The organism is Embleya sp. NPDC020630 (assembly GCF_044334985.1).
Lineage (GTDB): Bacteria > Actinomycetota > Actinomycetes > Streptomycetales > Streptomycetaceae > Embleya.
The window spans coordinates 307,686-330,351 of sequence record NZ_JBIRUB010000006.1 but is presented as its reverse complement, the minus strand read 5'-3'; the positions used below and the strand labels follow the sequence as shown (position 1 = coordinate 330,351).

Sequence of the window (22,666 nt, the reverse complement as noted above, 5' to 3'; positions counted from 1 at the left end):
CAGCGGTCTCTACGGAATTCGTCCCATCAGTGCAGCCGCGGGAGCCTCTGGCCGTCATGAACCATCTGAACATCGGGATTCTCGCGCATGTTGACGCGGGGAAGACCAGCCTGACCGAGCGTCTGCTGTTCGACGCGGGGGTGATCTCCCGAGCCGGCAGTGTCGATGCCGGCAGTACCCAGACCGATTCGCTCGACCTGGAGCGTCGGCGTGGGATCACCATCCGTTCCGCCGTGGTGGCGTTTCGGGTGGACGACCTCCAGGTCAATGTCATCGACACCCCCGGCCACTCCGACTTCGTCGCGGAGGTGGAGCGGGCGCTGCGCGTACTGGACGGCGCCGTGTTGGTGGTGTCCGCGGTGGAGGGCGTGCAGGCGCGAACCCGGGTGCTGATGCGCTCACTTGCCCGATTGCGGATCCCGGTCCTGGTGTTCGTGAACAAGATCGACCGGATGGGCGCGTGCTACCGGGAGGTGCTGGACGCGCTGGCCGCCGAACTGGGGCCCGGGTGCGTCGCGATGGGGTCGGTGGCCGGGATCGGGACCGCGGACGCGCGATTCGCGCCGTTCGACGTGGGCGACCCGGGCTTCGCGGAGCGGCTCGCGGAGGCGTTCGCCGACCACGGCGAGTCGTTCGTGGACGCGTATCTGGACGACCGGGTCGTGCTCACGGCGGCGGACTACACGCGCGAACTGCGGCGCCAGGTACGGGAGGCGTGGGTGTACCCGGTGTTCTTCGGCTCGGCCCTGAACGGGGAGGGGGTCGCGCACCTGGTGCGGGGAATCGCCGCGTGGTTGCCGCGCGTCGCGGCGGCGGGGCAAGAGCCTTTGCGGGCGGTCGTGTTGAAGATCGAGCGGGGGCGGGCGGGGGAGAAGATCGCGTACGTGCGGACCTGGAGCGGGGTGCTTCGGGCGCGGGAGTCGGTCGCGCTGTTCCGGCGCCAACACGGGGGCGGTGTGGTCGAGTCGACCGTGCGGGCCTCCGGGGTGCAGGTTTTCGATCGTGGTACAGCGGTGCGGGACGCGGATGCGACGGCGGGCACCATCGCGAAGGTGCGGGGTCTGGCGCAGGCGCGGGTCGGCGATCAACTGGGGTCGGCGGACGGGCTGCCCCGGACCGGACTGTTCGCGCCGCCGACGTTGGAATCCGAGGTCATGCCACGGCAGCCTGGCGAACGGCCCGCGCTGTACGCGGCGTTGCAGCGAATGGCCGAGGAGGACCCGATGATCGACGTGCGGGGGGACGAGTCGTCGGGGGCGATCTCGGTGCGCCTGTACGGCGAGGTGCAGAAGGAGGTGATCGGGTCGACGCTGGCCGAGGAGTTCGGTCTGCGGGTGGCCTTCGCCGAGTCGCGGCCGCTGTACTTCGAGCGCCCGGTGGGTGTGGGTGAGGCCGTGGAGGAAATGGACGCGGACGGGCCCACCTACTTCTGGGCCACGGTCGGTGTGCGGGTCGAGCCGGCGGCGCCGGGGAGTGGGATCGAGCTGCGGTTGGGGGTCGAGTTGGGGGCGCTGCCGCTCGCGTTCCATCGGGCGATCGAGGAGAGTGCGCGTCGGACGTTGCGGCAGGGGTTGCACGGGTGGGAAGTGCTGGACTGCACGGTGACGTTGACCCGTACGGGGTATTTCAGTCCGGTGAGTGCGGCGGGGGACTTCCGGAGTGTGACGCCGTTGGTGGTGGCCGATGCGTTGCGGCGGGCCGGGACGCGGGTGTTCGAGCCGACGCATCGGTTCGAGGTGGAGACTCCGGCGGACTGCCTGGGCGTGGTGTTGTCGGCGCTTTCCGCGGTGCGGGGGGTGCCGGTGGAGCAGGTGGCTCGGGGGGATCGGTTCCTGGTGCGGGGGAGCCTTCCGGCGGCGATGGTGCATGGGGTTACGGGGCGGTTGCCGGGGCTGACGCGGGGGGAGGGGGTTCTGGTCAGCGAGTTCGAGGGGTATCGGCCGTTTGGGGGCGGCCATGCGGTTCCTACGCGGGAGCGTGTGGGGGTGGATCCGTATGACCGGGAGCGCTACATGTTGCAGTCGCTGGGGCGGGTTCGGGGCGGCTGCGGGTGAGCCCGGGTTCGGTTGTCCTCAGGCGCTGGACGGGCTGGTTTGGTTTGGGTGTTGCGGGTGTTGGGGGCTGCGGTTTGGCCTCCGGCCCGGTGTTTTCAAGCGTCGGGCGTGCCGCAGGGGCCGGGGGCTTTCAAGGGGGGTGCTGCTGTGGAGGCTCTGGCTACCAGGCGGGGGGTGAAGCGGTGGTCTACGTGGGGGACGTGGTAGCCCTGGAGTTGTTGCCACATTGCCGTGGCGATTGCTGTGGACATTTGTTCTATGGGTTGTTGGATCGTGCTCAGTGGGGGGTCGCTGTGGGCGGCCAGGTATGAGTCGTCGTAGCCGACTACCGACACGTCGGTCGGGACGTGCCGGCCGGATTCGCGGGCGGCGGAGATTGCGCCCAGGGCCATCAGGTCGCTGCCGGTGATGATCGCCGTGGCGCCGGCGTCCAGGAGGCGGCGGGCCGCGGCCTGGCCGCCGGTGATCGAGTACGTGGACTCCACATAGAGCGCGTCGTCGCAACCGCCGAACATCGCGGTCATCGCCGCGCGGTAGCCGGCCAGGCGGTGGCGGGAGGGGCGGTAGAACTCCTCGCCGCCGGCCAGCGCGATCCGGGTGTGTCCGAGGCTGTGCAGGTGCGCCACCGCCATCGCGGCGCCGGCCGCCTCGTCGGTGGTGACCGTGGACACCGGCAGTCCCGGTACGCCGCCGTTGACCAGCACCATCGCCACGTGCTTCCCGTGCAGGTGCCAGTAGAAGCCGTGGTCGGCCTCGGGGTTCGCGTGTCGTCCGGAGACCAGGACCAGCCCCTCGATGCCACGCCTCAACAGCGTTTCGATGTAGTCCAGCTCGGTCGGTCCGTGCTTCGTGGAACTGCCGATCAGCGCGGTCACCCCGTACTGGCTCAGCCGCGCCTCCACCGCGCCGGCCAGCAGCGCGAAGGCGGGGTTCTCAAGCTCCGGCACGATGATGCCGACGAAGGGTTGGCCGACCGGGGCCGGCGCGACCATGCCCTGCTCGCGGATCGCCGCCAAGACCCGGGTCCTGGTGTGTTCGGCGACGCCGGGCTTGTCGTTGAGGACCCGGCTGACGGTCGCCGCGCTCACCCCGATCCGGTCGGCGATCCTGCGGACCGATGGGCGCTCTGGTGTCACGCGATGGTCACCTCTCTAGGGCGGATACGGCGCACGGGGGACACGCACACGCTAGCGAAACGTGTTTCCTCGTTGCAACAAAATCTTTGAAACATGTTGCAGAGTGTTGCAGTTGTTGGCGGCGAGCTTTTACGCTCCTCGGCATTCGACCTGATGAACGGCATGTTTCGGAGTCGCAAACACCATGCACCCACCGGAAACACTCTGTAACACAGCGGCACATCACGACGGCTCGCAGGGCTACGTGAGCAACCCGTCGCCGCAACCCGGCGAGCGCGTCGAGTTGTTCGTGCGTGCCCGTACCGACGCCGGCACCAAGCGGGTACACGTGCGCACCAAGCTCGACGGCGAACCGGTGTTCACCGAGGCGCGGGTGGACCGGGTGGCCGGCGACGAGACCTGGTGGCGGGTCGAAGTGGAGGTCGGCAGCACCGAGTTCGGGTACCGCTTCCTGCTCGACACCCCCACCGGCAACCGCTGGCTGACCGGCGCCGGCATCGCCTCGCGCGATGTGCCCGACACCGGCGACTTCACCCTCACCACCCACCCGGCGCCGCCCGCCTGGGCCGCCGACGCGGTCGTGTACCAGATCTTCCCGGACCGCTTCGCCCGCTCCGCCCGGCAGAGCGACACGCTCCCGGACTGGGCCACCCCGGCCGCCTGGGACGATCCCGTCCCGTGGGGCACCCCGGGCGCGCTCCAGCAGATCTACGGGGGCGACCTGTGGGGCGTGCTCGACCGGCTCGACCACATCCGGGGACTGGGCGCGAACGTCCTCTACCTCACCCCGTTCTTCCCGGCCCGCTCCAACCACCGCTACGACGCGACCACCTTCGACCGCGTCGACCCGCTGCTCGGCGGCGACCAGGCGCTGCGGGCGCTGACCGCCGAGGCGCACCGGCGCGGCATGCGGGTGATCGGTGACCTGACGCTCAATCACTCCGGGGACGGGCACGAGTGGTTCCGGCGCGGACAGGCCGAACCGGACTCCGCCGAGGCGGGTTTCTACTACTTCGACGGCGCGGATCGAGGCCGCTACGCCTCGTTCTGCGGGGTGGACACGCTGCCGAAGTTCGACCACGCGTCCGCCGAGTTGCGGGCGCGGTTGTACGAAGGCGCGGGCTCGGTGGTGGCGCGGTATCCGCGCGACTTCGGGCTGGATGGCTGGCGGATCGACGTGGCCCAGTCGGCCGGCCGCTACGGCACCCAGGACCGCAACGCCGAGGTGGCCCGCGCCACCCGCGCCACGCTGAACGCCGCCGCGCCGGACACGCTGCTCCTGGCCGAGCACCAGCACGACGCGTCCGCGTCCCTGCGCGGCGACGGCTGGCAGGGCACGATGGCCTACGCCGGCTTCACCCGACCGGTCTGGGGATGGCTTGCCGACGCGCCGCTCACCGAGTTCTGGGGGGTACCCGGGCCGATCCCGGACTACGGCGGCGCCGAACTGGTCTCCGTCATGCGGGACTTCGCCGCCCTGTTGCCCTGGCGCTCATACACCCACAACCTGACCCTGCTCGACTCGCACGATACCCAGCGTTTCCGCTCGATGGCCGGTCGCGAACGCCAACACCTTGGCGTCGCACTGCTGTTCACGCTGCCGGGCCTGCCGATGGTATTCGCCGGCGACGAGGTCGGCGTGGAAGGGGTGCACCTGGAGGACGGCCGCCGGCCGTTCCCGTGGGACCCCGCGCGCTGGGACCAGGAAACCCACCGCGTCTACCGCGACCTGATCGCGCTGCGGCGCGGATACCGGGCCCTGCGCGAGGGTGGCCTGCGCTGGCTGCATTGCGCCGCCGACACCGTGCTGTTCGAGCGGTGGTTGCCCGAGGAGACGCTGCTCGTCCAGGTCGACCGCGCCTCGCACGCCCCGATCGCCGCGCCGGTCGCCGCGCACAGCCTGACCGGCGGACCCGACCTGCGTCCCGGCGAGCCGATGCCCGCCGACGGACCGGCCTTCCACGTGTGGCGGGTGGAGCGCCCGTGACCCGCACCGAGCCCACCGCCCCCGCGCCCACCCCGGGAGAGTCACCCCGCATGTCCCTGCCCGCGAACACCGGCGGCGTGATCGAGACGTTGTCGAACGTGCGCTCCACGCACCTGGACAACGTCCGCGACGTCCACGTGTACCTGCCGCCCGGCTACGACCGGCAGGCCGGACCGTACCCCGTGGTGTGGCTGCACGACGGGCAACACGTGTTCGCCCGCACCGGCCTCGAACCCAGCTGGCGGGTCGAGGAGACCCTGGACCGGCTGATCGCCGCCGGCCTGCTGCCGCCGCTGATCGCGGTGGCCGTGGACAACGGGCGCGACGACCGCGGCGCCGAGTACAGCCACTACGTGCCCTACCCGCGCGATCCGCGCGCGTTGTCCCGGGGCGAGCTGTACGAGCGTTTCCTGATCGACGAGTTGCGCCCGCTGATCGCGGCCGGCTACCCGATCACCGACGACCCGGCGCACACCGCCGTGCTCGGCTCCTCGATGGGCGGCCTGGTCAGCTACCACCTGGCGTTTCGCCGTCCCGACGTGTTCGGCCTGGCCGGCGTGCTCTCGCCGTTCCTGGTCTTCGTCGATCCGATCACCCTCGCCGAGACGCCCGTGCACCACCGGCAGAGCGCGCGCGGCCCGGCGCGGATCTGGATCGACATCGGCGGCATGGAGGGCCTGATCACCGTGCGGCACACCCGCGACCTGGTCGACCACCTCGTCTCCGACCTCGGCTATGCGCCGGACCGCGAGGTGCGCTTCCACGAGGATCCGCAGGCGCCGCACCACGAGAGCGCCTGGGCCCGGCGGGTGGGCAGCGCGCTGCTGCACCTGTTCGGCGACGCCGATCTGCCGCTGGTCGAACTGACCATGCCCGAGCGGCCCGCGGTGGCCACCGGACAGGCCGACGTGAGCGTGGCGCCGGTGGGCGTGCGCGCCGACGGCTGCACCTACTCGGTACTGGACGCCGCGCTCGCCTGGACCCCCGCCGACGCGCTGCGCCCGCTCGGCCTGGCCCGGGTCACCCCCGGTCGACCCGGGCCTGTCGCACTGACCGCGACGGCCGGCGGCCATACCGCCGAGGGCACCTTGGAGGTGGTCGAGGGCGGCGCCGACGCGCTGTTGGAGGTCACCGTGACCGCCGCCGCCGACCTGCCCGCCGACGAGACCGTCTACTACTCCGGACTGGTCACCACCCGCGTCGCCGCCGGCATCCACCACGGCACCTGGCGGCTGCCGCGCGGGGTCGGCTTGAACGGCGCGGTCGGCCGCGGCTGGCGCTGCGACGGCCTCGCCGAGGACGGCAGCCCGATCCGCGACCCCTTCCACCACGACGGCGACCGCCGGATCACCGTGCACGTCCCCGCGTGGACCGACCCCAACGCGCAGACGGCGCCCGCCGCCGACCACGCGCCCGAGACCGACGCGACCGCACCCATCGAGGAGACCCCGTGAGACCACGACTGCTGCTCCCGGCCGTGCTCGCCGCCGCCACACTGCTCGTCACCGCGTGCGCCGGCAGCGGCGACAAGGGCGACGACAAGACCGCCCCGCCCGCCTCGGCCCCGGCGGCCGGCAACGGCTCGCTGACCGTCTGGGCCGACGACGCCCGGGCCAAGCCGCTTCAGGACATCGCCGCCGCGTTCACCCGGGACAAGGGCGTCAAGGTCAAGGTCGTGCAGAAGGGCCTAGGCGAGATCCGCGACGACTTCGTCTCCCAGGCCCCCACCGGCCAGGGCCCCGACGTGGTCGTCGGACCGCACGACTGGCTCGGCAAACTCGTCCACAACGGGGTGCTCGCACCGCTCGAACTCGGCGACCGCGCCGCCGCGTTCTCCCCGGTCGCGCTCGAGGCGATGCGCTACGAGGGCCGCACGTACGGACTGCCCTACGCCGTCGACAGCATCGCCCTGCTGCGCAACACCGAACTGGCCCCGCAGGCCCCGGCCTCCTTCGACGAACTGCTCGCCACCGGGCGCCGGCTGGTCGAGCAGGGCCGCGCCGAACTGCCGGTGGCGGTACCGGTCGACGCCAAGAGCGGATCGCCGTACCACCTGTACCCGCTGCAAACCTCGTTCGGCTGTCAGGTCTTCGGCACCAGGCCCGACGGCGCCTACGACCAGGCCAAACTCGAACTGGACAGCCCCGGTTGCCGGCGCTTCGGCCCCTGGCTGCGCGGCCTGGGCAAGGACGGTGTGCTCTCCACCTCGCTCACCGCCGACATCGCCACCGACGCCTTCCTCAAGGGCAAGACCCCGTTCCTGCTCGCCGGCCCCTGGGACGCGGCGACCTTCCGCACCGCGCACGTGCCGTTCGCGGTCGACCCGGTGCCCAGCGCCGACGGCTCCCCGGCCCGGCCCTTCGTCGGCGTCCAAGGCTTCTTCGTCGGCGCCAAGTCCGCAAACCCGATCCTGGCCCAGGACTTCGTCCTCAACTACCTCTCCACCCCGCAGGCGCAGCGTGCCCTGTACGACACCGGCGGCCGGGTCCCGGCGACCACCGCCGTACTCGCGCAGGTCGAGAACGACCCGGTGGTGGCCGGTTTCGCCCGCGCCGCCCAGGCGGGCATGCCGACGCCGAACCTGCCCGCCATGGACAGCGTGTGGGGCGACTGGGGCCTGACCCAACTGGCCATCATCCAGGGGCATGGCGACCCGGGGGAGCTGACCGGCGCGATGGCCGCACGCATCCGCGCCAAGATCGCCGCCGGCTGAGCCGGGGCGACGAGGAGAGACCGAGATCGTGACCCAGACCCTGTCCACCCAGCCGCCGCACACCCCACCGGGCCGGCGACCCACGGCCGACCCCGGCCACCCCCCGGCCCGCCGCGGCCTCGTCGGCCTCGCCGTGCGGATCGTCCTGCTCGCCGTCGTCGACGCCCTCGCGGTCTACGGGCTCCTCGCCCTGGCCGCGCAGCACAAGTGGGGGATGTTCGGAGCCCTGCTCCTGGGCACGGTCGCGGTCAACGTGATCTACGCCGGCAAACGCCACGTGCCGGCCAAATACCTCGCCCCCGGCGTCGCGTTGCTGCTCGTGTACCAGGTGTACGTGGTGTTCTACACCGGGTTCGCCGCCTTCACGAACTACGGCGACGGCCACAACAGCGACAAACCCGACGCCGTCGCGGCGATCCTCGCGCACAGCGAGACCCGCGTACCCGACTCGCCGGTACGCCCGGCCACGGTCGTCGCCCGCGGCGACCGGGTCGGCCTGCTGGTGACCCTGCCCGACCGGGGTGTACGCCTCGGTTGGGCAGGGCACCCGCTGGAGCCCGTCGCGGACCCGGTGTACGACTCCGTCGGTCGCGCGGTGGCCGCGCCCGGCTGGCACCAGTTGAGCTATGCGCAGATCGCGAGCCGGCAGAAGGAGATCAGTGAACTGCGGGTGCCCGCGAGCGAGGACCCGAACAGCGGCAGCCTGCGCACCGCCGACGGGATCAGCGCCGCCGCCTACCGGTCCACGCTCGACTACGACCGCGACGCCGACACCATCACCGACCGGGCCACCGGCAAGGTCTATCGACCCACCTCCGACGGCGTATTCGCCGCCGCCGACGGCACCAGGCTCAGTCCGGGGTGGAAGGTCTTCGTCGGCCTGGACAACTTCGAGAAGATCCTCACCGACCGCGACATCCGCGGCCCCTTCCTCGGCGTGCTGGTATGGACCTTCGTCTTCGCCGGCATCTCGGTCGCGGTGCCGTTCGCCATCGGACTGGTCCTGGCCGCGGTGCTCGACGGCAAACGGCTGCGCGGGCACCGGATCTACCGTTCGCTGATCATGCTGCCCTACGCCTTCCCGGCGTTCCTGGCCGCACTGGTGTGGCAGGGCCTGCTCAACACCGACTACGGCTACGTCAACGTCTCGCTCCTGGACGGCGCGCACATCCCGTGGCTTACCGATCCGTGGTTGGCCCGGCTCAGCGTGCTCGCGGTCAACGTCTGGATCAGCTTCCCGTACATGTTCCTGATCTGTACCGGCGCGCTCCAGGCGATCCCCGCCGAGGTCACCGAGGCGGCGCGGATCGACGGCGCGGGACGCGGACGGATCCTGCGGCACATCAAACTGCCGCTCCTGCTCACCGCCGTCACCCCGATGCTGATCGCGACCTTCGCCTTCAACTTCAACAACTTCAACGTCATCTACATGCTCACCGGCGGCGGCCCCAAGGACCCCGACGCGCCGATCGAGGTCGGCTCCACCGACCTGCTGATCTCGCTGGTGTACAAACTCGCCTTCGGCGGCAGCAATCGCCAATACGGCATGGCCTGCGCCGTCTCGATCTTGATCTTCGTGGTGGTCGCCGCGATCTCCGTCGTCGGCCTGCGCCGCAGCCGCGCGTTCGAGGAGTCCTGATGATCCGTTGGTTCGCGCGCACCGGATGGCGGCACCTGATCGGGGTGCTCGCGGTCGTGGTCGCCCTCTTCCCCCTGGTGTTCGTCCTCTCCGCGTCGCTGAACCCCAGCGGCACCCTGACCGGATCCAACGAACTGTTCTCGGACACCACCGACGCGCACTACCGGGAACTGTTCGACGACCCGCTGCACCCGTTCGGCACGTGGTTCCTGAACTCGATGGCGGTCGGGCTGGCCACCGCGATCGGGTCGGTGTTCCTGGGCGCGTGCGCCGGCTACGCCTTCTCGCGCTTTCGGTTCCGGGGACGCAAGGCCGGGCTGACCACGCTGCTCCTGGTCCAGATGTTCCCGCAACTGCTCGCCTACGTCGCGCTGTTCCTGCTCCTGTCCAGCTTCGACGACGTGTTCCCGGCGATCGGCCTGGGCAGCCGGCTGGGGCTGGTGATGATCTACCTCGGCGGCGCGCTCGGGGTGAACACCTACCTGATGAAGGGCTTCTTCGACACCGTGCCGCGCGACCTCGACGAGGCGGCGCGGATCGACGGGGCCTCGCACACCCAGGTGTTCTTCCGGATCGTGCTGCCGCTGGTGGCACCGGTGCTGGCCGTGGTCGCGCTGCTGTCCTTCGTGGCCACGCTCAACGACTTCGTGATCGCGAGCCTGGTCCTGAACGACCCGGACAAGCAGACCCTCGCGGTCGGCCTCTACCACTTCATCTCGTACGGAGTGGGTCGCAACTGGGGCGTTTTCGCGGCGGGCGTGCTGATCGCGGCGCTGCCGGTGCTGGTGCTGTTCCAGTTCCTGCAACGTTTCATCGTCGGCGGCCTGACGGCCGGAGCGGTGAAGAACTGACCCGGCGCGCGCGTTCCACGTTGTTTCTCTACTTCTCCTTGAAGGAAGCTCTCGGATGACCGTCACGACCACGAACACCCTTACGACCACCGGCTGGTGGCGTGACTCGGTGATCTATCAGGTGTACGTGCGCAGTTTCGCGGACGGCAACGGCGACGGGATCGGCGACCTGCCCGGCGTGCGCAGCCGACTGCGCTATCTGAGCGAACTGGGCGTGGACGCCGTCTGGCTCACCCCGTTCTACGCCTCCCCGCAGGCCGACCACGGCTACGACGTGGCCGACTACCGGGCCGTCGACCCGCTGTTCGGCACCCTCCAGGACGCCGACGCGCTGCTGCGCGACGCGCACGCGCACGGCCTGCGGGTGATCGTCGACCTGGTGCCCAACCACACCTCCGAGGCGCACGCCTGGTTCGTCGAGGCGCTGGCCGGCGGCCCCGGATCGGCCGCCCGCGAGCGCTACCACTTCCGTCCCGGACGCGGCGCCGACGGGGAACTGCCGCCCAACGACTGGGAGTCGGTGTTCGGCGGCCGGGCCTGGACCCGAGTGCCCGACGGCGAGTGGTACCTGCACCTGTTCGCCCCCGAGCAGCCCGACCTGAACTGGGAACACCCCGAGGTGCACGCCGAGTTCGAGGACGTACTGCGCTTTTGGCTGGACCTGGGCGTGGACGGCTTCCGGATCGACGTCGCACACGGCCTGGTCAAGGCCGAGGGTCTGCCCGACATCGGCGGCGGCGCCGGGATCGAACTGCTCGGCAGCGCCGAACTGCCGTTCTTCGACCAGGACGGGGTGCACGAGATATACCGCGGTTGGCGGCGAATCCTCGACGCGTACCCCGGCGCCCGGATGGCCGTCGCCGAGGCCTGGACGCCGAGCCCGGAGCGCACCGCGCGTTATGTGCGCCCCGACGAGCTGCACCAGGCGTTCAACTTCCACTACCTGGGCACCGATTGGGCCGCGCCCGCGCTGCGCGAGGTGATCGACGCGTCGTTGGCCGGCGCCGCCGGTGTCGGCGCTCCGGCGACCTGGGTGTTGTCCAACCACGACGTGCACCGCCACGTCACGCGCTACGGCGACGGGGCGACGGGGCTGCGCCGGGCCCGGGCCGCCGCGCTGTTGACGCTGGCGCTGCCCGGTTCGGTCTATGTGTACCAGGGCGAGGAACTGGGCCTACCCGAGGTGTCGGACCTGCCGGACGAGGTGTTGCAGGACCCGAGGTGGGAGCGGTCCGGGCACACCGAGCGGGGCCGGGACGGTTGCCGGGTGCCACTGCCGTGGTCGGGCGGGCGGGCGCCATACGGATTCGGCGCGCCGGGCAGCGCGCCGACGTGGCTGCCGCAGCCGGGTGACTGGGCCGGGTTGAGCGTCGAGGCGCAGTGGGACGACCCCGCGTCCACGTTGTCGCTGTATCGGTCGGCGTTGGCGATCCGTCGGGCGCACCCGGACCTCGGTGACGGCGCGGAACTGCGGTGGTTGCCGTCACCGGAGGGCACGTTGGTCTTCCGGCGCGGGGGCGGGCCGGTGTGCGCGGTGAATCTGGGCGCGGAGCCGGTGCGGCTGCCCGAGTACGGGCCGGTGTTGCTCGCGAGCGGCGAGCTGCCCGGGGATGGCGTGCTGCCGGGCGACACGGCGGCGTGGTACACGGTGGACGGGGACTGAGCGGGCCGGTTCTGATGTTCGGCGGGCCCCGGCTGTCCGACGGGGTCCGGGCGTTCTGCGGCGGCTTCCCATGGGTGGGAGTCGCCGCCGATCCGTCGCTGTCGTGGGGCCCGAGGGTCCGGCTACAGTGGGTGGGTGGCGCAGTTCGAAGTAATCGTGGACCCGGAACGCGAAGCCTGGCTCGGGCGGATGCTCACCGAATCCAATACGGCGGTCTCACCGAATCTGGCGGCCCTGCGCGGGACTTCCGCCGAGAACGAGGAACCCCTCCAGCTCTACGTGCGCGATGACGACGGCGATCTCGTCGGCGGGTTGACCGGCTACACGTGGGCCTACTGGCTGCACGTGCACCTGCTGTGGGTCGACGCACGCCTGCGCGGCGCCGGGTTGGGTTCGGAACTCCTGGAGCGGGCCGAGAAGATCGCGTCGACCGAGCGGGAGTGTCGACACGTGCGGCTGGAGACGTGGGACTTCCAGGCTCCGGACTTCTACCGCAGGCACGGCTACGAACTCGTGGGGACCGTGCCGGACTACCCGCCGGGCAGTGTCGAGTACATCTTCGTCAAACGCCTCGGCTGAGCGGCGTTCGGCACGCGGGTGTCGCTCGGCTGATGGGTGTCGCCATGGCCGCCGCAGTGTCCAGGAGCTCGATCAGCGTGCCGGAGAAGTCGGGCAGGAGTCGTACGGCCACCGTCCAGGCCTCCGGGGCCGTGCCGAGGCGGGCCCGGAGGCGACGCGGTCGTAATTCGTCGGGCAGTCGCCAGGGGTCGAGCGCGGGTCGGGGGGCGGTCGGATCCTCGATGATCGCCGAGCCGGCCAGGAGGTCGAACGCGACGTGGGCGGGGCGGCACGTGCGGACGATGTCCTCGACGGTCAACGCGCCGCGATCCAGCGCGGCCCGCACCCACGTGTGCACATCGTGCGGATGGTCGGATACGAACGCCAGCCGGGCGAGCAGGAGTTCGCGCGGGCAGTCGGGGTGCGCGACCACCGCGTCCCGGACCTGATCCGGCCAGGAGTCGCGGGTCAGGGTCTCGATCAGCGTGTCCCACGGCGGTGGCCCGGACTCGGCGAGGACGACGTCGGCGGCATGGGCCGGGCCGCGCAGGGCCGTGACGATCGCCGCCGGTGTGGTTACCTCGGCCAGTCGGGCGCGCAGGAGCGCCGGGCCGTCGACGTCGTCCAGGGCGGCGCGGACAAGCTTCACGGTCTCGGCCGGGAAGGGGTTGCGCGAGTCCTCCAGGCCGTGGCGGGTGGCCTCGTCGATCAGAGCGCGCACGCCGTCGGGGCCGGCGTCCCGCCACCGGTCGAGCAGCGCGCGCAGTCGACCGGCGTCGGTGTAGAGGGCGCGCCGGTGCAGGACGATCCGCGCGACGCGGGGGTCGTCCGAGGCGGGGGCGACGTCGACGGCGCGCCGGCGGTTGGGCCCCTCGTCGCGTTCGAGGCAGCCGAGCAGGGCGGAGGCGAGCGGGACCGTGCCCGGGCGGCCCGTGCGGTCCACGCCGGACAGCAGGCGGGTCACCGCCGCGTCGTCCAACTCGGCGCGGCGGAACAGCAGGGCGTTCACCGCGGGATCGTCGAGATCCAGTAACTCGGCGACGGTATCCGGGAGTTGCTCGGCCATGCCGGCCAGGATCAGGTTCGCGGCGGGCCCGTGCACGGCCCGGAGGCGTTCGCGCAGCGCGCGGTCGGGCGGGGCGGCGGCCAGCAGGGGGCGCAGTGCGGGCGGGTCGAGCAGGGACACCAGCGTGTGTTGTTGTGCGCTGCTCGCGCAGCGGAACAGCAGGTTGCGGGCCGGGTCGCCACCGGAGGGGCGGGTGTGCGCCCGGTTCGGGGCGGAGCCCGCGAGGGCCGTCGCGACGAGCGCGGCCGGGGTGCCGGGGAAGCGCGGGAGCTCGGCGAGGACGGTGGACCACGCGTCGGCGTCGGTGCCCAGGGGGGCGAGGAGTTCGTGTACGGCGGCGTGGACGGCGGGGTCGTCGTCGGGCAGGGCCAGGAGCACGGCCACGGCCGGTCCGGCCTCGGTGAGCAGCGCTGATGCGGTGAATCGGCCGCGGCGCAGGCCCCGGCGCAGGAGCGGGGTCCATTCCCATTCGTCGTGGTCGAGATCGTGATCGCGGTCTCGCCCCGGAGCGGGCGCGGGAAGACGGAAGGCGCGGGCGCGCAGGGTGGGGCGGGCGGATCGGCCGCCGTCTCGGACGATCTCGTCGGGGCAGTCGGCCCATCGGGCGAGGACCGCGGTCACCGACGAGGGGAAGGGTTTGCGCAGGTGCTCCTCGCGCGCGGCGGACCAGTCGGGCGGGACCGGGACGGGACCTTTGGCGCGGCGGATGCGCAGGAGTAACAGGTGCGCGGCGGAGGAGAGTTGGCGGCCTTCGGCGGCGGCCGGGTCGTCGAGGCGGTCGAGTAGGTCGCCGTGGTCGAGGTCGCCGGCCGCCCGGCGGAAGCGGGCGAACGCGGATTCGTCGAGGAGGTCGCGCAGCGCGCGGTGGCGGTCGGCGACCACGGCCGGGGGCAGGTCGGGGCCGAGTGCGAGCAGGGCGTGTGCGACCAGTTCGCCGAAGGGGGCCCACAACGCCGGTTCGAGCAGCCGTTCGTGATGCTGCGTCAGCAGCCAGGGCACGAAGCCGTGCGGCGCGCGCCAGTCGGTATCCGCGGGGTCGGCGGCGGCGAGGACGGCGCGCCGGAGCACGACCGTGTGCCGCTCGGGGTTCGTGGGTCGGTACAGGGTGCGGGCCAGGGCGGGGTGGCCGAGTCGGGCCAGGCGCAGCAGGGTGTCGTGGTCCAGGCCGGGGTTCGCGGCCAACGCCCGGAGCAGGTCCGTGTCGTCGGTCTCGAACACGGCTTCGATCAGGGCACGCGGCAGCGACCGGGCACGGCGCAGGGCCAGGAGGCCGGAACCGCCCAGTCGCCGCAGCAGTGCGCCGGATTGGCCCCGACCGACGTTTCGGAGCGCCACCAGGGCGGCGGTTCCGGATGTGCCGGTCTCGTGCATGCGGGGCCTCCTGGGGGCGCTGGTGCGGCCCTGGGGACATTACGCGATCGGTTGGTGCTCGGGGCGGGGGTGGGGTGTTGGTGGTGGGGAGGCCTTTTCGGTCGGGCCGGCGGACCTGCGGCGCCGGCGGCGGTGCAGGAACCGGGCGGTGATCAGCGCGAGGAGCGCCGCCGCCGTGGCCACCGCGCTCCAGGGAATGGCACGAACGGTGGTGTGGGCGTGGGTGGTCGGGCCCGTGTCGGGGGAGCCGCCGGGGACGGGTGTCGGGTGCAGGGCGAGGTCGACGTCGAGGCGGAAGGCCTGGGTGACGCCGGATACGCGCACGGTTCGGGTGAGCGAGGCGCCGGGCAGCAACTCCGGGAGCGGGGCCGGCTTGCGGTGGGTGCCGGTCAGGCCCCAGGGGCCGCGGACGGTCAGCTCGGGACGGGCGCCCAGGCGGATGTTGCCACTGTTCCGGACGGTGTAGGTGACGTTCAGGGCGCCGTCGCGGGGGTCGAGCGAGGTGCGCAGGCTCACGCTGAGCCCGCCGGAGGTGAGCGAGGGACGCAGCGGCCCGTCGACGCGCAGGTACATGCGGGTGCCGACGCGGCGGTCGACCACGACCCGGTTGCCGGCCTGGTCCCGGCCGGGGCCGGCGAGCGAGGCGACGATGCCGCCCGCGTGGTCGCCGGGGGATGCGTCGGCGGGGACGGCGAGTTCGAACGGCACGTCGCTGCGAGCGTGCGGCGGCACGGTGATCCGGCTCTCCTTGAGGCGGATCCACGCGCCGACGTCGGCGGCGGGGCGGCCGGCGGCGAGGAGGTCGAAGCCGCCGGAGGCGGTGGTGAAGGCGTCCTGCGCGTAGAGGTCGACGGTGAGGGGTTCGTCGCCGACGTTGGTGACGGCGACGTAGTCGACCTGGCGGGCGCCGGGGGCCAGGGCGTACCGGAAGGCCGGCCGGTCGTTGGGCCCGTGCTCGGTGGAGGGCTGGACGGACCAGGTGGCGGGCGGGGGCACGGCGTCGGCGGGCGCGGGCGCCGCCGTGGCGGCGGTGGTGGTGAACAGGCAGGTGGCGAACAGGCAGGCGAGTGTCGCGGCGATGTCGGCAAGGGTGGTGACGGCCCGGCGGAAGCGGCGGGTCGGGGGGTGGGGCATGAGGTTCCGTTCGGGCCCGTGGGCGGCGCGGGGTCGGGGTGTCCTCGCGCCGCCTGTGGTGTGGGTGGGGCTCGCCGGTCAGATCGCGGTGACCGTCAGGGTGGCGCTGTAGGTGCCGGGGGCCGTGGTGGTGGGCAGGTTCAGGCTCAGGTCGGCGCCGAGGACCGCGGTGCCTCGGCCGTGGCCCGCTTCGGCGCTGCCGAGGGTGCGGGTGGTCTTGATGCCGCCGTCGGTCGCCGGGGCTATCGGGCTGCCGGCCGTGACCTGCTGGCCGTCGCCGGCCTTGACCACCTTCGGGGTCCAGCCGAGGGCCGAGCCGTCGAAGCCGGTGCCACCCTGGGCGGTGGTGAAGTCGGTGATCTGGCCGCTGACGTTCCAGCCCGGGTCGGCCGCGCGCAGGTCGGTGACCTGCACGGTGTTCAGCGCGCCGGAGGCGGCCAGCCGGTCGCCGGAGGCGGTGAGTTCGGGGGCGGGCAGGGTCACGGTGCCGCCTGTCGAGGTCATGGTCAGGGCGCCGGTGCTCGTGACCGTGGTGGTGATGATCTGGCTTCCGGACAGCTGGTCGCCGCCGCCGGGGGTGGTGCCGCCGCTCGCGGTGAGCGCGACCTGGTCGACGGCCCAGAAGCGGCTGTTGGTGCCGGTGTAGCGGAAGCGGACCTGCGCGGTCCCGGCGCCCGCCGGCACGTCGAGGGTGAGGCGTTCGACCTGGTTGGTGTCCGCGCGGTAGGACTTGACGAGCCCCGGTTCACCGCCGTCCCAGGAGACGTACACATCACCCGTCTGCGGGCCGTCCGCCTGGTAGTCGGTGACGTAGCTCAGGTCGACCTTCGCCTTGCCCTGGACCGGGTAGGCCGGGGAGACCAGGGTCGAGTCGAATCGGCCCGCCGCGTGCGCCTTGTCGTCCCACTCGTCGGAGTCGGCGACGGCGAACACGTTGCGGCTGCGCACGTTGCCCTCGCGGGCCTGACCGCCCTCGGCGCGGGTGAAGAACTCGTCGGTGGCGAACGACCAGCCGCGCCACTCGGTCACGCCGCCGGTGGGCATCGCGGAGTTGTCGATGGACCAGCCCTCGGGCGCGGTGTGCGTGAAGCCCTTGACGCCGGCGGGGATACCGGCCTCGTCTACCCGCTCGGACAGCGTCGGCCGCAGCGTGTCGAAGGCGTCCGGCTTGATCTCGTCGATCGGCTGCCCGTCCAGGCCCCACGCGGGATCGATGCGGACGCCCTCGTGCTTGAGCACGGTCGGCGCGATATCGACCAGGCGTACGTCGTAACGCACGGCGCCGGCGGGCAGACCGGCGCCGTTGGCGATGACGAAGGTCTGCCGCTCCTGCGGCGTCGCGCCGCCGTGGCCGCCGGAGTCGGTGTGGCCGTGGTCGGCGGTGACCAGGACCAGCCAGTCCTCCTGGGCGTATGTCGGACGGGCGCGCAGCGCGTCCAGCACCTTGCCCACGCGCGTGTCGGCGTCCTTGACGGCCTTGGCGTATTCGGGGCTGGTGCCGCCGTTGTTGTGGCCGGCGCCGTCGACCGCGTCCAGGTGCATGAACGTGGTGTCGGGATTGCCCGTGGACAGGTACCGCGCGGTGGTGTCGGCGGCGACGTCGTCGTTCTCGTCGGTGGGCACGCGCACGTCGACCTTCGGCGAGAAGATCGTGGACGCGATCGGCCCCCACGCGCCGACCACGAGGGTCGAGGCGGTCGGATCGGCCGTTTCCAGGCGGGTCGCGAAGTCGGGGTACTTGTCGTACCGGGAACCCGCGAACGTGTTGTCGTGCACGCCGTGCTTGTCGGGCCAGACGCCGGTGGCGATGGTCGACCAGCCGGGGCCGGAGACGGTGGGCGCGAACGGCTGCGCGTACAGGTTGCTCGGCGCGCTGACACCACCGGCCATGAGCGCCTTCAGGTGGGGCGCGTCACCGCTCTGCAACTTGTCGAAGCGCAGTCCGTCGATGCCGATGACCAGCGTCTTCGCCTTCTTGGTGCCGTTGGGCAACGGTGGCGTCGAGTCGCCGGCGGCGGGGGACGCGGCGAGTGCGGCGCCGGCCAGGGCGAGCGGGACGGCGAACGCGGCGACCGCGGTCGCCGCGAGGCCGCGCCGGGCGCGGATGGATCCGTACACTGCGATAACTCCCTCGGTGGATGAACCGGAGTGGGGTCGGTCCGAGGCGGGCGCAATCCGCCGCGGACCCGCCGGGCCGAGCACGTTCTCGTGATCGGCCCGGCTGTGTTTCGTCGAGTGCCACCGGCGTCGAGCCGGACCGGTGGACGTATCGAACCGCCGGACCGTCGGCCCGAGTTGCGGTGGGCGTCGGAGTCCTGCGGGAGCGTGCGGAACCACGATGCAACGGGCGGGGGTGTGGCCATGCACGGGCGGCGGTCGGCCGGTTGAACAGCGGGAGAACTTCTGGTCCGGACCCGTTATTGATTTGTTATATATGGTGTTCCGAGGATGTGCGGAGATGTGCCGACGTCCCGGATTTCCTTGTCCGGTGGATTTGTGCGGCCGGTCGGGTGATCTGCTCGACCGACCGTCGAGGGCGTATCCGGAGGTTCGGTTCGTCGGGTAGTGGGACGAAGCGAAGCGACGCGGGCGATGAGTTCCGTCGCCGGCGAGGGTCTATCGGGAAAGGGGGGAACAGGCATCGGGGCCGACAACGGTTTCGAGGGTCGTGTCGAGAAGGGTGTGTGCGCGATGTCCGAGAGCACGGTTCTGCGAGAGGGCATCGTCTTCGGCGAGTCCGCGCGATGGCACGCCGGGCGGGCGTGGTTCGCCGACTGGGGCACGGGGGAGATCGTCGCGGTCGATCCGGAGGGGGTCGGCGAGGTGGTCGTGCGGGTGCCGTTCCCGTCCCTGCCGATGTGTTTCGACCGGGCGCTGGACGGTCGATGGTTGATCGTCTCGTCGAGCGAGGCGCGCGTGGTGACGCCGGAGCCGGACGGTACGTTCGCGACATACGCGGATCTGAGCGCGGTCGGCGGCGGCTTCAACGAGATCGTCGCGGACGGGCGGGGCAACGTGTTCGTCAACGGCGCCGACTTCGACCCGATGACCGGGGAGGCGCCGCGCCCGGGGTTCGTCGCGGTGATCGCCGCAAACGGGTCGGTACGCCGGGTCGCGGGCGGCGTCGAATTCCCCAACGGCATGGCCGTGACCCCCGACGACACGACGCTGATCGTCGCCGAGTCCTACGCCAACCGCCTCACCGCCTTCGACATCGACGCCGACGGCGGCCTGTCGCGCCGCCGGGTGTGGGCCGACCTCGGTGCGGGCGTCCCGGACGGGATCTGCCTCGATGCGGAAGGGGCCGTCTGGTACGCGGACGTCCCGAACAAACGGTGCGTACGGGTCCGCGAGGGCGGCGAGGTGACGGCGACGCTCGATCTGGATCGGGGCTGCTTCTCCTGCGTGCTCGATGCCGACGGGCGCACGCTGTACATCGTCGCCACCGAATGGCGCGGCATGAGCGACCCGACGGCCGGCCTCCGAACGGGCCAACTGCTCGCGGCGCCGGTATCGACGACGACTATGACGACTTAGAGTTACCGAATGATTTTTATCGTGGTGAAGTTCCCGGTGAAGCCCGAGCACGCCGAGGAGTGGCCGCAACACGCCGCGGCGTTTACCGAGGCCACGCGGGGCGAGCCGGGCAACCTGTGGTTCGAGTGGTCGCGCAGTCTCGACGATCCGACCACATACGTCCTGGTCGAGGCGTTTCGGGACGACGCGGCCGCCGCGCACGTGAACTCCGACCACTTCAGGGACGCGTTGGAGCGGTTCCGGCCGCTGATTCGGCACACGCCCGAGATCGTCAGCACGGTGATCCCGGACGCGAGCGGGTGGAGCGCGATGGGGGAACTACAGATCGATTGACGCCGGGCAGGCGCTCCGGACCCCCGAGGGCGCCGGACCTTCGTAGCGGATGTCCGGCGCCGGGGTCTGTCGTGAACCCGGTGAACCCGCCCGCTAGTGCAGGACCTTGAGGCCCACCACGCTGCCGACGATTCCCGCGAGCAGGAGCAGCTTGACGACGGAGAACGCCTCGCCGTCGAAGACCATCGCGTAGGTGACGGTCAGGACCGCGCCGATGCCCACCCACACCGCGTACCCCGTGCCCACCGGCAGGTCGCGCAGCGCGTAGGCGAGGCCGCTCATGCTGGCGGTCAGCGCGACGCCGAAGACGACGGTCGGCCACAGGCGGGTGAAGCCGGCGGACTTGCCGAGGGCCGTCGCCCAGACGGCTTCCAGGACACCGGAGACGATCAGCACGATCCAGGCCATGACGAGCACTCCCTGACACCGTCTTGTCCTGACCGGGTACGGCGTGCCTCGTCCGGGAGCCGGTTCGGGCTCCGGGAACCACTCTCGCACGCCCGCGACGGCGCACAAAACAGCCGCCGCGTCCAGTGCCGGCCGCCGCCGGTGACCAGGATCACCCTGCGGGGGTCGGGGTGCGTGGGGGGAGGGCCGGGCCGGCGTCGGGGAGCGCCGGTACGGTCTGCGGCATGGACATCACCTCCGCGCAATGCCCCGAGCCGCTGCCCGGACGGGTCGGCCATGTGGCCGGGATCGAATCCCTCGTGCTCGACGGGCGCCGGCTCTGGTTCGGCTTCGACTACCAGAGCGACATGGTCGTCTCGCCGCTGATCGAGGACCCGCAGGTCATGGCGGCGTTCGCGAGCGCGTATCTGCGGCAGACCGACGGCGAGCACGACGCGGCCTACTGGGCCGAACTGGTGGACGCGGCGGTGAGGCTGTCCGGCCTGGTCCCGGACGACGTGCACCGGGAGTTCGAGACGGCGCGGCTGCGGGCCGAACCGCCCGAGCCCGGAAGCCACCTGCTCTACCTGTTCGACGCGGTCGCCGGGTGGGACGAGTCGCGGTCGTTGCCGGCGGAGGTGCGAGAGGCGTACGAGCGGCTCGGGTTCGACGAGGACGACGTCAACGACTGCGTCGACCACTGCCTGGAGGCGATCCGGGGTGGCGGGTCCGGGGCCGACGAGTGCACGGTCGTGCGCTTCCATCTGTCCGCGGCGGTGCCGGCGTTCCCGGGCAACTGGGCAGTGCTCTTCGGGCCGATGGGCGAGCGAGTCGCGAAGGGGGTCTGAGCGGCGCGGGTCAGCGGGGGATCAGGCGCATCGGGAGGGTGCGCGGGGTCAGCACGCTGCGCGGGACGGCCCGAACCGGCGTGGCCGAGGCCGGGCGCAGTCGCCAGCGGGCGGCGACGGAGGCCAGGGCCAGGACGCTCTCGGTGAGCGCGAAGGTGTCGCCGATGCACTTGGTGGGGCCGGCGCCGAAGGGGACGAACGCGGACCGCGACCAGGCGCCGGGAGCGGTGCCGTCGGCGTACTCGCGTTCGGGGCGGAAGAGTTCGGGCTCCGGGTGGAAGTCCGGGTGCCGGTGCAGGATGTACGGGCTGAACACGAGAGTGCTGCCGACGGGGAGTCGGCGGCCGGCGAGGTCGACCGCGCGGGTGGTGGTGCGGGGGAGCACCCAGGCGGGCGGGTACAGGCGCAGCGCCTCGCGCACGACCCGGCCGGTCCATTCCAGGCGGGGCAGGTCGTCGGGGCCGGCGACGCGCCCGTCGAGGACGGCGTCGACCTCGGCGTGCAGGGCGCGTTCCGCGTCGGGGTGGCCGGCGATCAAGTGCAGGGACCAGGCCAGCGCGGAGGAGGTGGTCTCGGCGCCGGCCAGGATCAACACCGCCACCTGGTCGTGTAGTTCGCTCTCGCTGAGCGCGCCGCCGTCGTCGTCCCGGGCGGCGAGCAGGCGGGCGAGCAGATCGCGGCCGGTGGCACCGTCGGCCCGGCGGTCGGCCACGATGCGCGCCACGTGGGCGCGCCAGCCGGCAAGGCCCCGACGGTAGCGGCGGCTGCTCGGGGTCGGCACCGCGTCGACGGCGGGCAGCAGGGCGCGCAGATAGACGCCCTTGAGGAACGTGTCGAGGCTGTCGCGCAGTTCGGCGATGTCGCGGTCGTCGATGCCCGAGCCGAACAGGGTGCGGACGGCCACCGTGGTGGTGAGCGCGAACATCTCGTCGACCATGTCCACGGTCGTGCCCGGCCGCCACCGGTCCAGCGCGACGCCGATCTCGTGGCCCATCGCCGCCGCGTAGCCGGACAAGTGCTCGGTGCGGAACGCCGGTTGCATCAGCAGGCGTTGGCGGCGGTGGTCGGCGTGAGGGCAGGTGGCGAGGCCGTTGCCGAGGGCGGCGCGGGAGCCCTCGTAGAGCGGTCCGACGCGGTCGAACGTGCGGCCGTCGCTCATTACTTGGCGGGCGATTTCGGGATGGCACAGGACGAACGCGGGGCGCGGGCCGAGGCGGATCTCGACCAGGTCCCCGTACGCGGGCAGCGAGCCGAGGAAGCGCAGCGGCGCGCGGAGCAGGTGCGGGAGGTGCCCGGCCACGGGCCAGGCGCCGGGAGCGTGACCGGCGCGGGCGACGGGCGCCGGGTCGCGGGGCGGGTGGGGGGCCGTGGTCATGGGCACTTCCCTGG

The 22,666-nt window shown here is 72.1% G+C and carries 17 protein-coding genes and 1 riboswitch; of the genes, 11 read left to right on the top strand and 6 right to left on the bottom strand.

Translation table 11 applies throughout. The features are described from left to right. The first annotated feature begins 56 nt into the window (after positions 1–56). On the top strand, positions 57–2,054 hold the full coding sequence (locus ACH4XV_RS22875; protein ID WP_395792588.1) for a GTP-binding protein: 1,998 nt from the start codon (positions 57–59) through the stop codon (positions 2,052–2,054). Positions 2,055–2,149: 95 nt separating this feature from the next. Here the strand turns inward: ACH4XV_RS22875 and ACH4XV_RS22870 are convergent, their stop codons facing one another. After that, a complete protein-coding gene (locus ACH4XV_RS22870) occupies positions 2,150–3,190 on the bottom strand; it encodes a LacI family DNA-binding transcriptional regulator (protein ID WP_395792586.1) in 1,041 nt (346 codons plus the stop codon). 244 nt (positions 3,191–3,434) lie between these two features. Here ACH4XV_RS22870 and ACH4XV_RS22865 point away from each other — a divergent pair, with 244 nt between their 5' ends. From ACH4XV_RS22865 to ACH4XV_RS22835, 7 genes are all read left to right on the top strand, one after another. Then, complete coding sequence (locus ACH4XV_RS22865) at positions 3,435–5,177, top strand: glycoside hydrolase family 13 protein (protein WP_395792584.1); 1,743 nt, start codon at positions 3,435–3,437, stop codon at positions 5,175–5,177. Beyond that, entirely contained in the window at positions 5,174–6,631 is a 1,458-nt protein-coding gene (locus ACH4XV_RS22860; protein WP_395792582.1) for an alpha/beta hydrolase-fold protein, read from the top strand. Before ACH4XV_RS22865 ends, ACH4XV_RS22860 begins: the two co-directional genes overlap by 4 nt. Continuing rightward, positions 6,628–7,890 (top strand): extracellular solute-binding protein, encoded by a 1,263-nt coding sequence (locus ACH4XV_RS22855; protein WP_395792580.1) that lies wholly within the window; start codon positions 6,628–6,630, stop codon positions 7,888–7,890. Before ACH4XV_RS22860 ends, ACH4XV_RS22855 begins: the two co-directional genes overlap by 4 nt. A gap of 28 nt (positions 7,891–7,918) precedes the next feature. Continuing rightward, positions 7,919–9,529, top strand: coding sequence for an ABC transporter permease subunit (locus ACH4XV_RS22850; RefSeq protein ID WP_395792578.1), 1,611 nt, complete (start codon positions 7,919–7,921; stop codon positions 9,527–9,529). Continuing rightward, complete coding sequence (locus tag ACH4XV_RS22845) at positions 9,529–10,380, top strand: sugar ABC transporter permease (RefSeq protein ID WP_395792576.1); 852 nt, start codon at positions 9,529–9,531, stop codon at positions 10,378–10,380. Before ACH4XV_RS22850 ends, ACH4XV_RS22845 begins: the two co-directional genes overlap by 1 nt. Positions 10,381–10,435: 55 nt before the next feature. Then, complete coding sequence (locus ACH4XV_RS22840) at positions 10,436–12,043, top strand: glycoside hydrolase family 13 protein (protein ID WP_395792574.1); 1,608 nt, start codon at positions 10,436–10,438, stop codon at positions 12,041–12,043. Positions 12,044–12,178: 135 nt separating this feature from the next. Next, positions 12,179–12,622 carry a GNAT family N-acetyltransferase gene (locus ACH4XV_RS22835; RefSeq protein WP_395792572.1) on the top strand — a complete coding sequence of 148 codons (444 nt, stop codon included), beginning with the start codon at positions 12,179–12,181 and terminating at the stop codon, positions 12,620–12,622. Here the strand turns inward: ACH4XV_RS22835 and ACH4XV_RS22830 are convergent. The 3 genes from ACH4XV_RS22830 to ACH4XV_RS22820 all read right to left on the bottom strand — a co-directional run bounded on the left by ACH4XV_RS22830 (position 12,606) and on the right by ACH4XV_RS22820 (position 18,290). Beyond that, positions 12,606–15,038, bottom strand: a complete 2,433-nt coding sequence (locus tag ACH4XV_RS22830; protein WP_395792570.1) for a hypothetical protein — start codon at positions 15,036–15,038, stop codon at positions 12,606–12,608. The genes ACH4XV_RS22835 and ACH4XV_RS22830 overlap by 17 nt on opposite strands. 39 nt (positions 15,039–15,077) lie before the next feature. Continuing rightward, positions 15,078–16,172 carry a WxL protein peptidoglycan domain-containing protein gene (locus tag ACH4XV_RS22825; protein ID WP_395792568.1) on the bottom strand — a complete coding sequence of 365 codons (1,095 nt, stop codon included), beginning with the start codon at positions 16,170–16,172 and terminating at the stop codon, positions 15,078–15,080. Between the two features lie 78 nt (positions 16,173–16,250). After that, a complete protein-coding gene (locus tag ACH4XV_RS22820) occupies positions 16,251–18,290 on the bottom strand; it encodes an alkaline phosphatase family protein (protein WP_395792566.1) in 2,040 nt (679 codons plus the stop codon). Positions 18,291–18,863: 573 nt separating this feature from the next. Between ACH4XV_RS22820 and ACH4XV_RS22815 the strand changes: the two genes are divergently transcribed. Further along, positions 18,864–19,709, top strand: a complete 846-nt coding sequence (locus ACH4XV_RS22815) for an SMP-30/gluconolactonase/LRE family protein (RefSeq protein WP_395792564.1) — start codon at positions 18,864–18,866, stop codon at positions 19,707–19,709. Positions 19,710–19,718: 9 nt separating this feature from the next. After that, a complete protein-coding gene (locus tag ACH4XV_RS22810) occupies positions 19,719–20,042 on the top strand; it encodes a putative quinol monooxygenase (protein WP_078981355.1) in 324 nt (107 codons plus the stop codon). Positions 20,043–20,135: 93 nt separating this feature from the next. On the opposite strand, the gene ACH4XV_RS22805 is transcribed toward ACH4XV_RS22810, so the two are convergent. After that, positions 20,136–20,450 carry a multidrug efflux SMR transporter gene (locus ACH4XV_RS22805; RefSeq protein ID WP_078981618.1) on the bottom strand — a complete coding sequence of 105 codons (315 nt, stop codon included), beginning with the start codon at positions 20,448–20,450 and terminating at the stop codon, positions 20,136–20,138. Positions 20,451–20,462: 12 nt separating this feature from the next. Continuing rightward, a riboswitch (guanidine-III (ykkC-III) riboswitch) is annotated at positions 20,463–20,525 on the bottom strand. 149 nt (positions 20,526–20,674) lie between these two features. Here ACH4XV_RS22805 and ACH4XV_RS22800 point away from each other — a divergent pair. Further along, positions 20,675–21,277 carry a hypothetical protein gene (locus ACH4XV_RS22800; protein ID WP_395792562.1) on the top strand — a complete coding sequence of 201 codons (603 nt, stop codon included), beginning with the start codon at positions 20,675–20,677 and terminating at the stop codon, positions 21,275–21,277. Positions 21,278–21,287: 10 nt separating this feature from the next. On the opposite strand, the gene ACH4XV_RS22795 is transcribed toward ACH4XV_RS22800, so the two are convergent. Further along, positions 21,288–22,652 carry a cytochrome P450 gene (locus ACH4XV_RS22795; protein WP_395792560.1) on the bottom strand — a complete coding sequence of 455 codons (1,365 nt, stop codon included), beginning with the start codon at positions 22,650–22,652 and terminating at the stop codon, positions 21,288–21,290. Between the last annotated feature and the right edge of the window lie 14 nt (positions 22,653–22,666).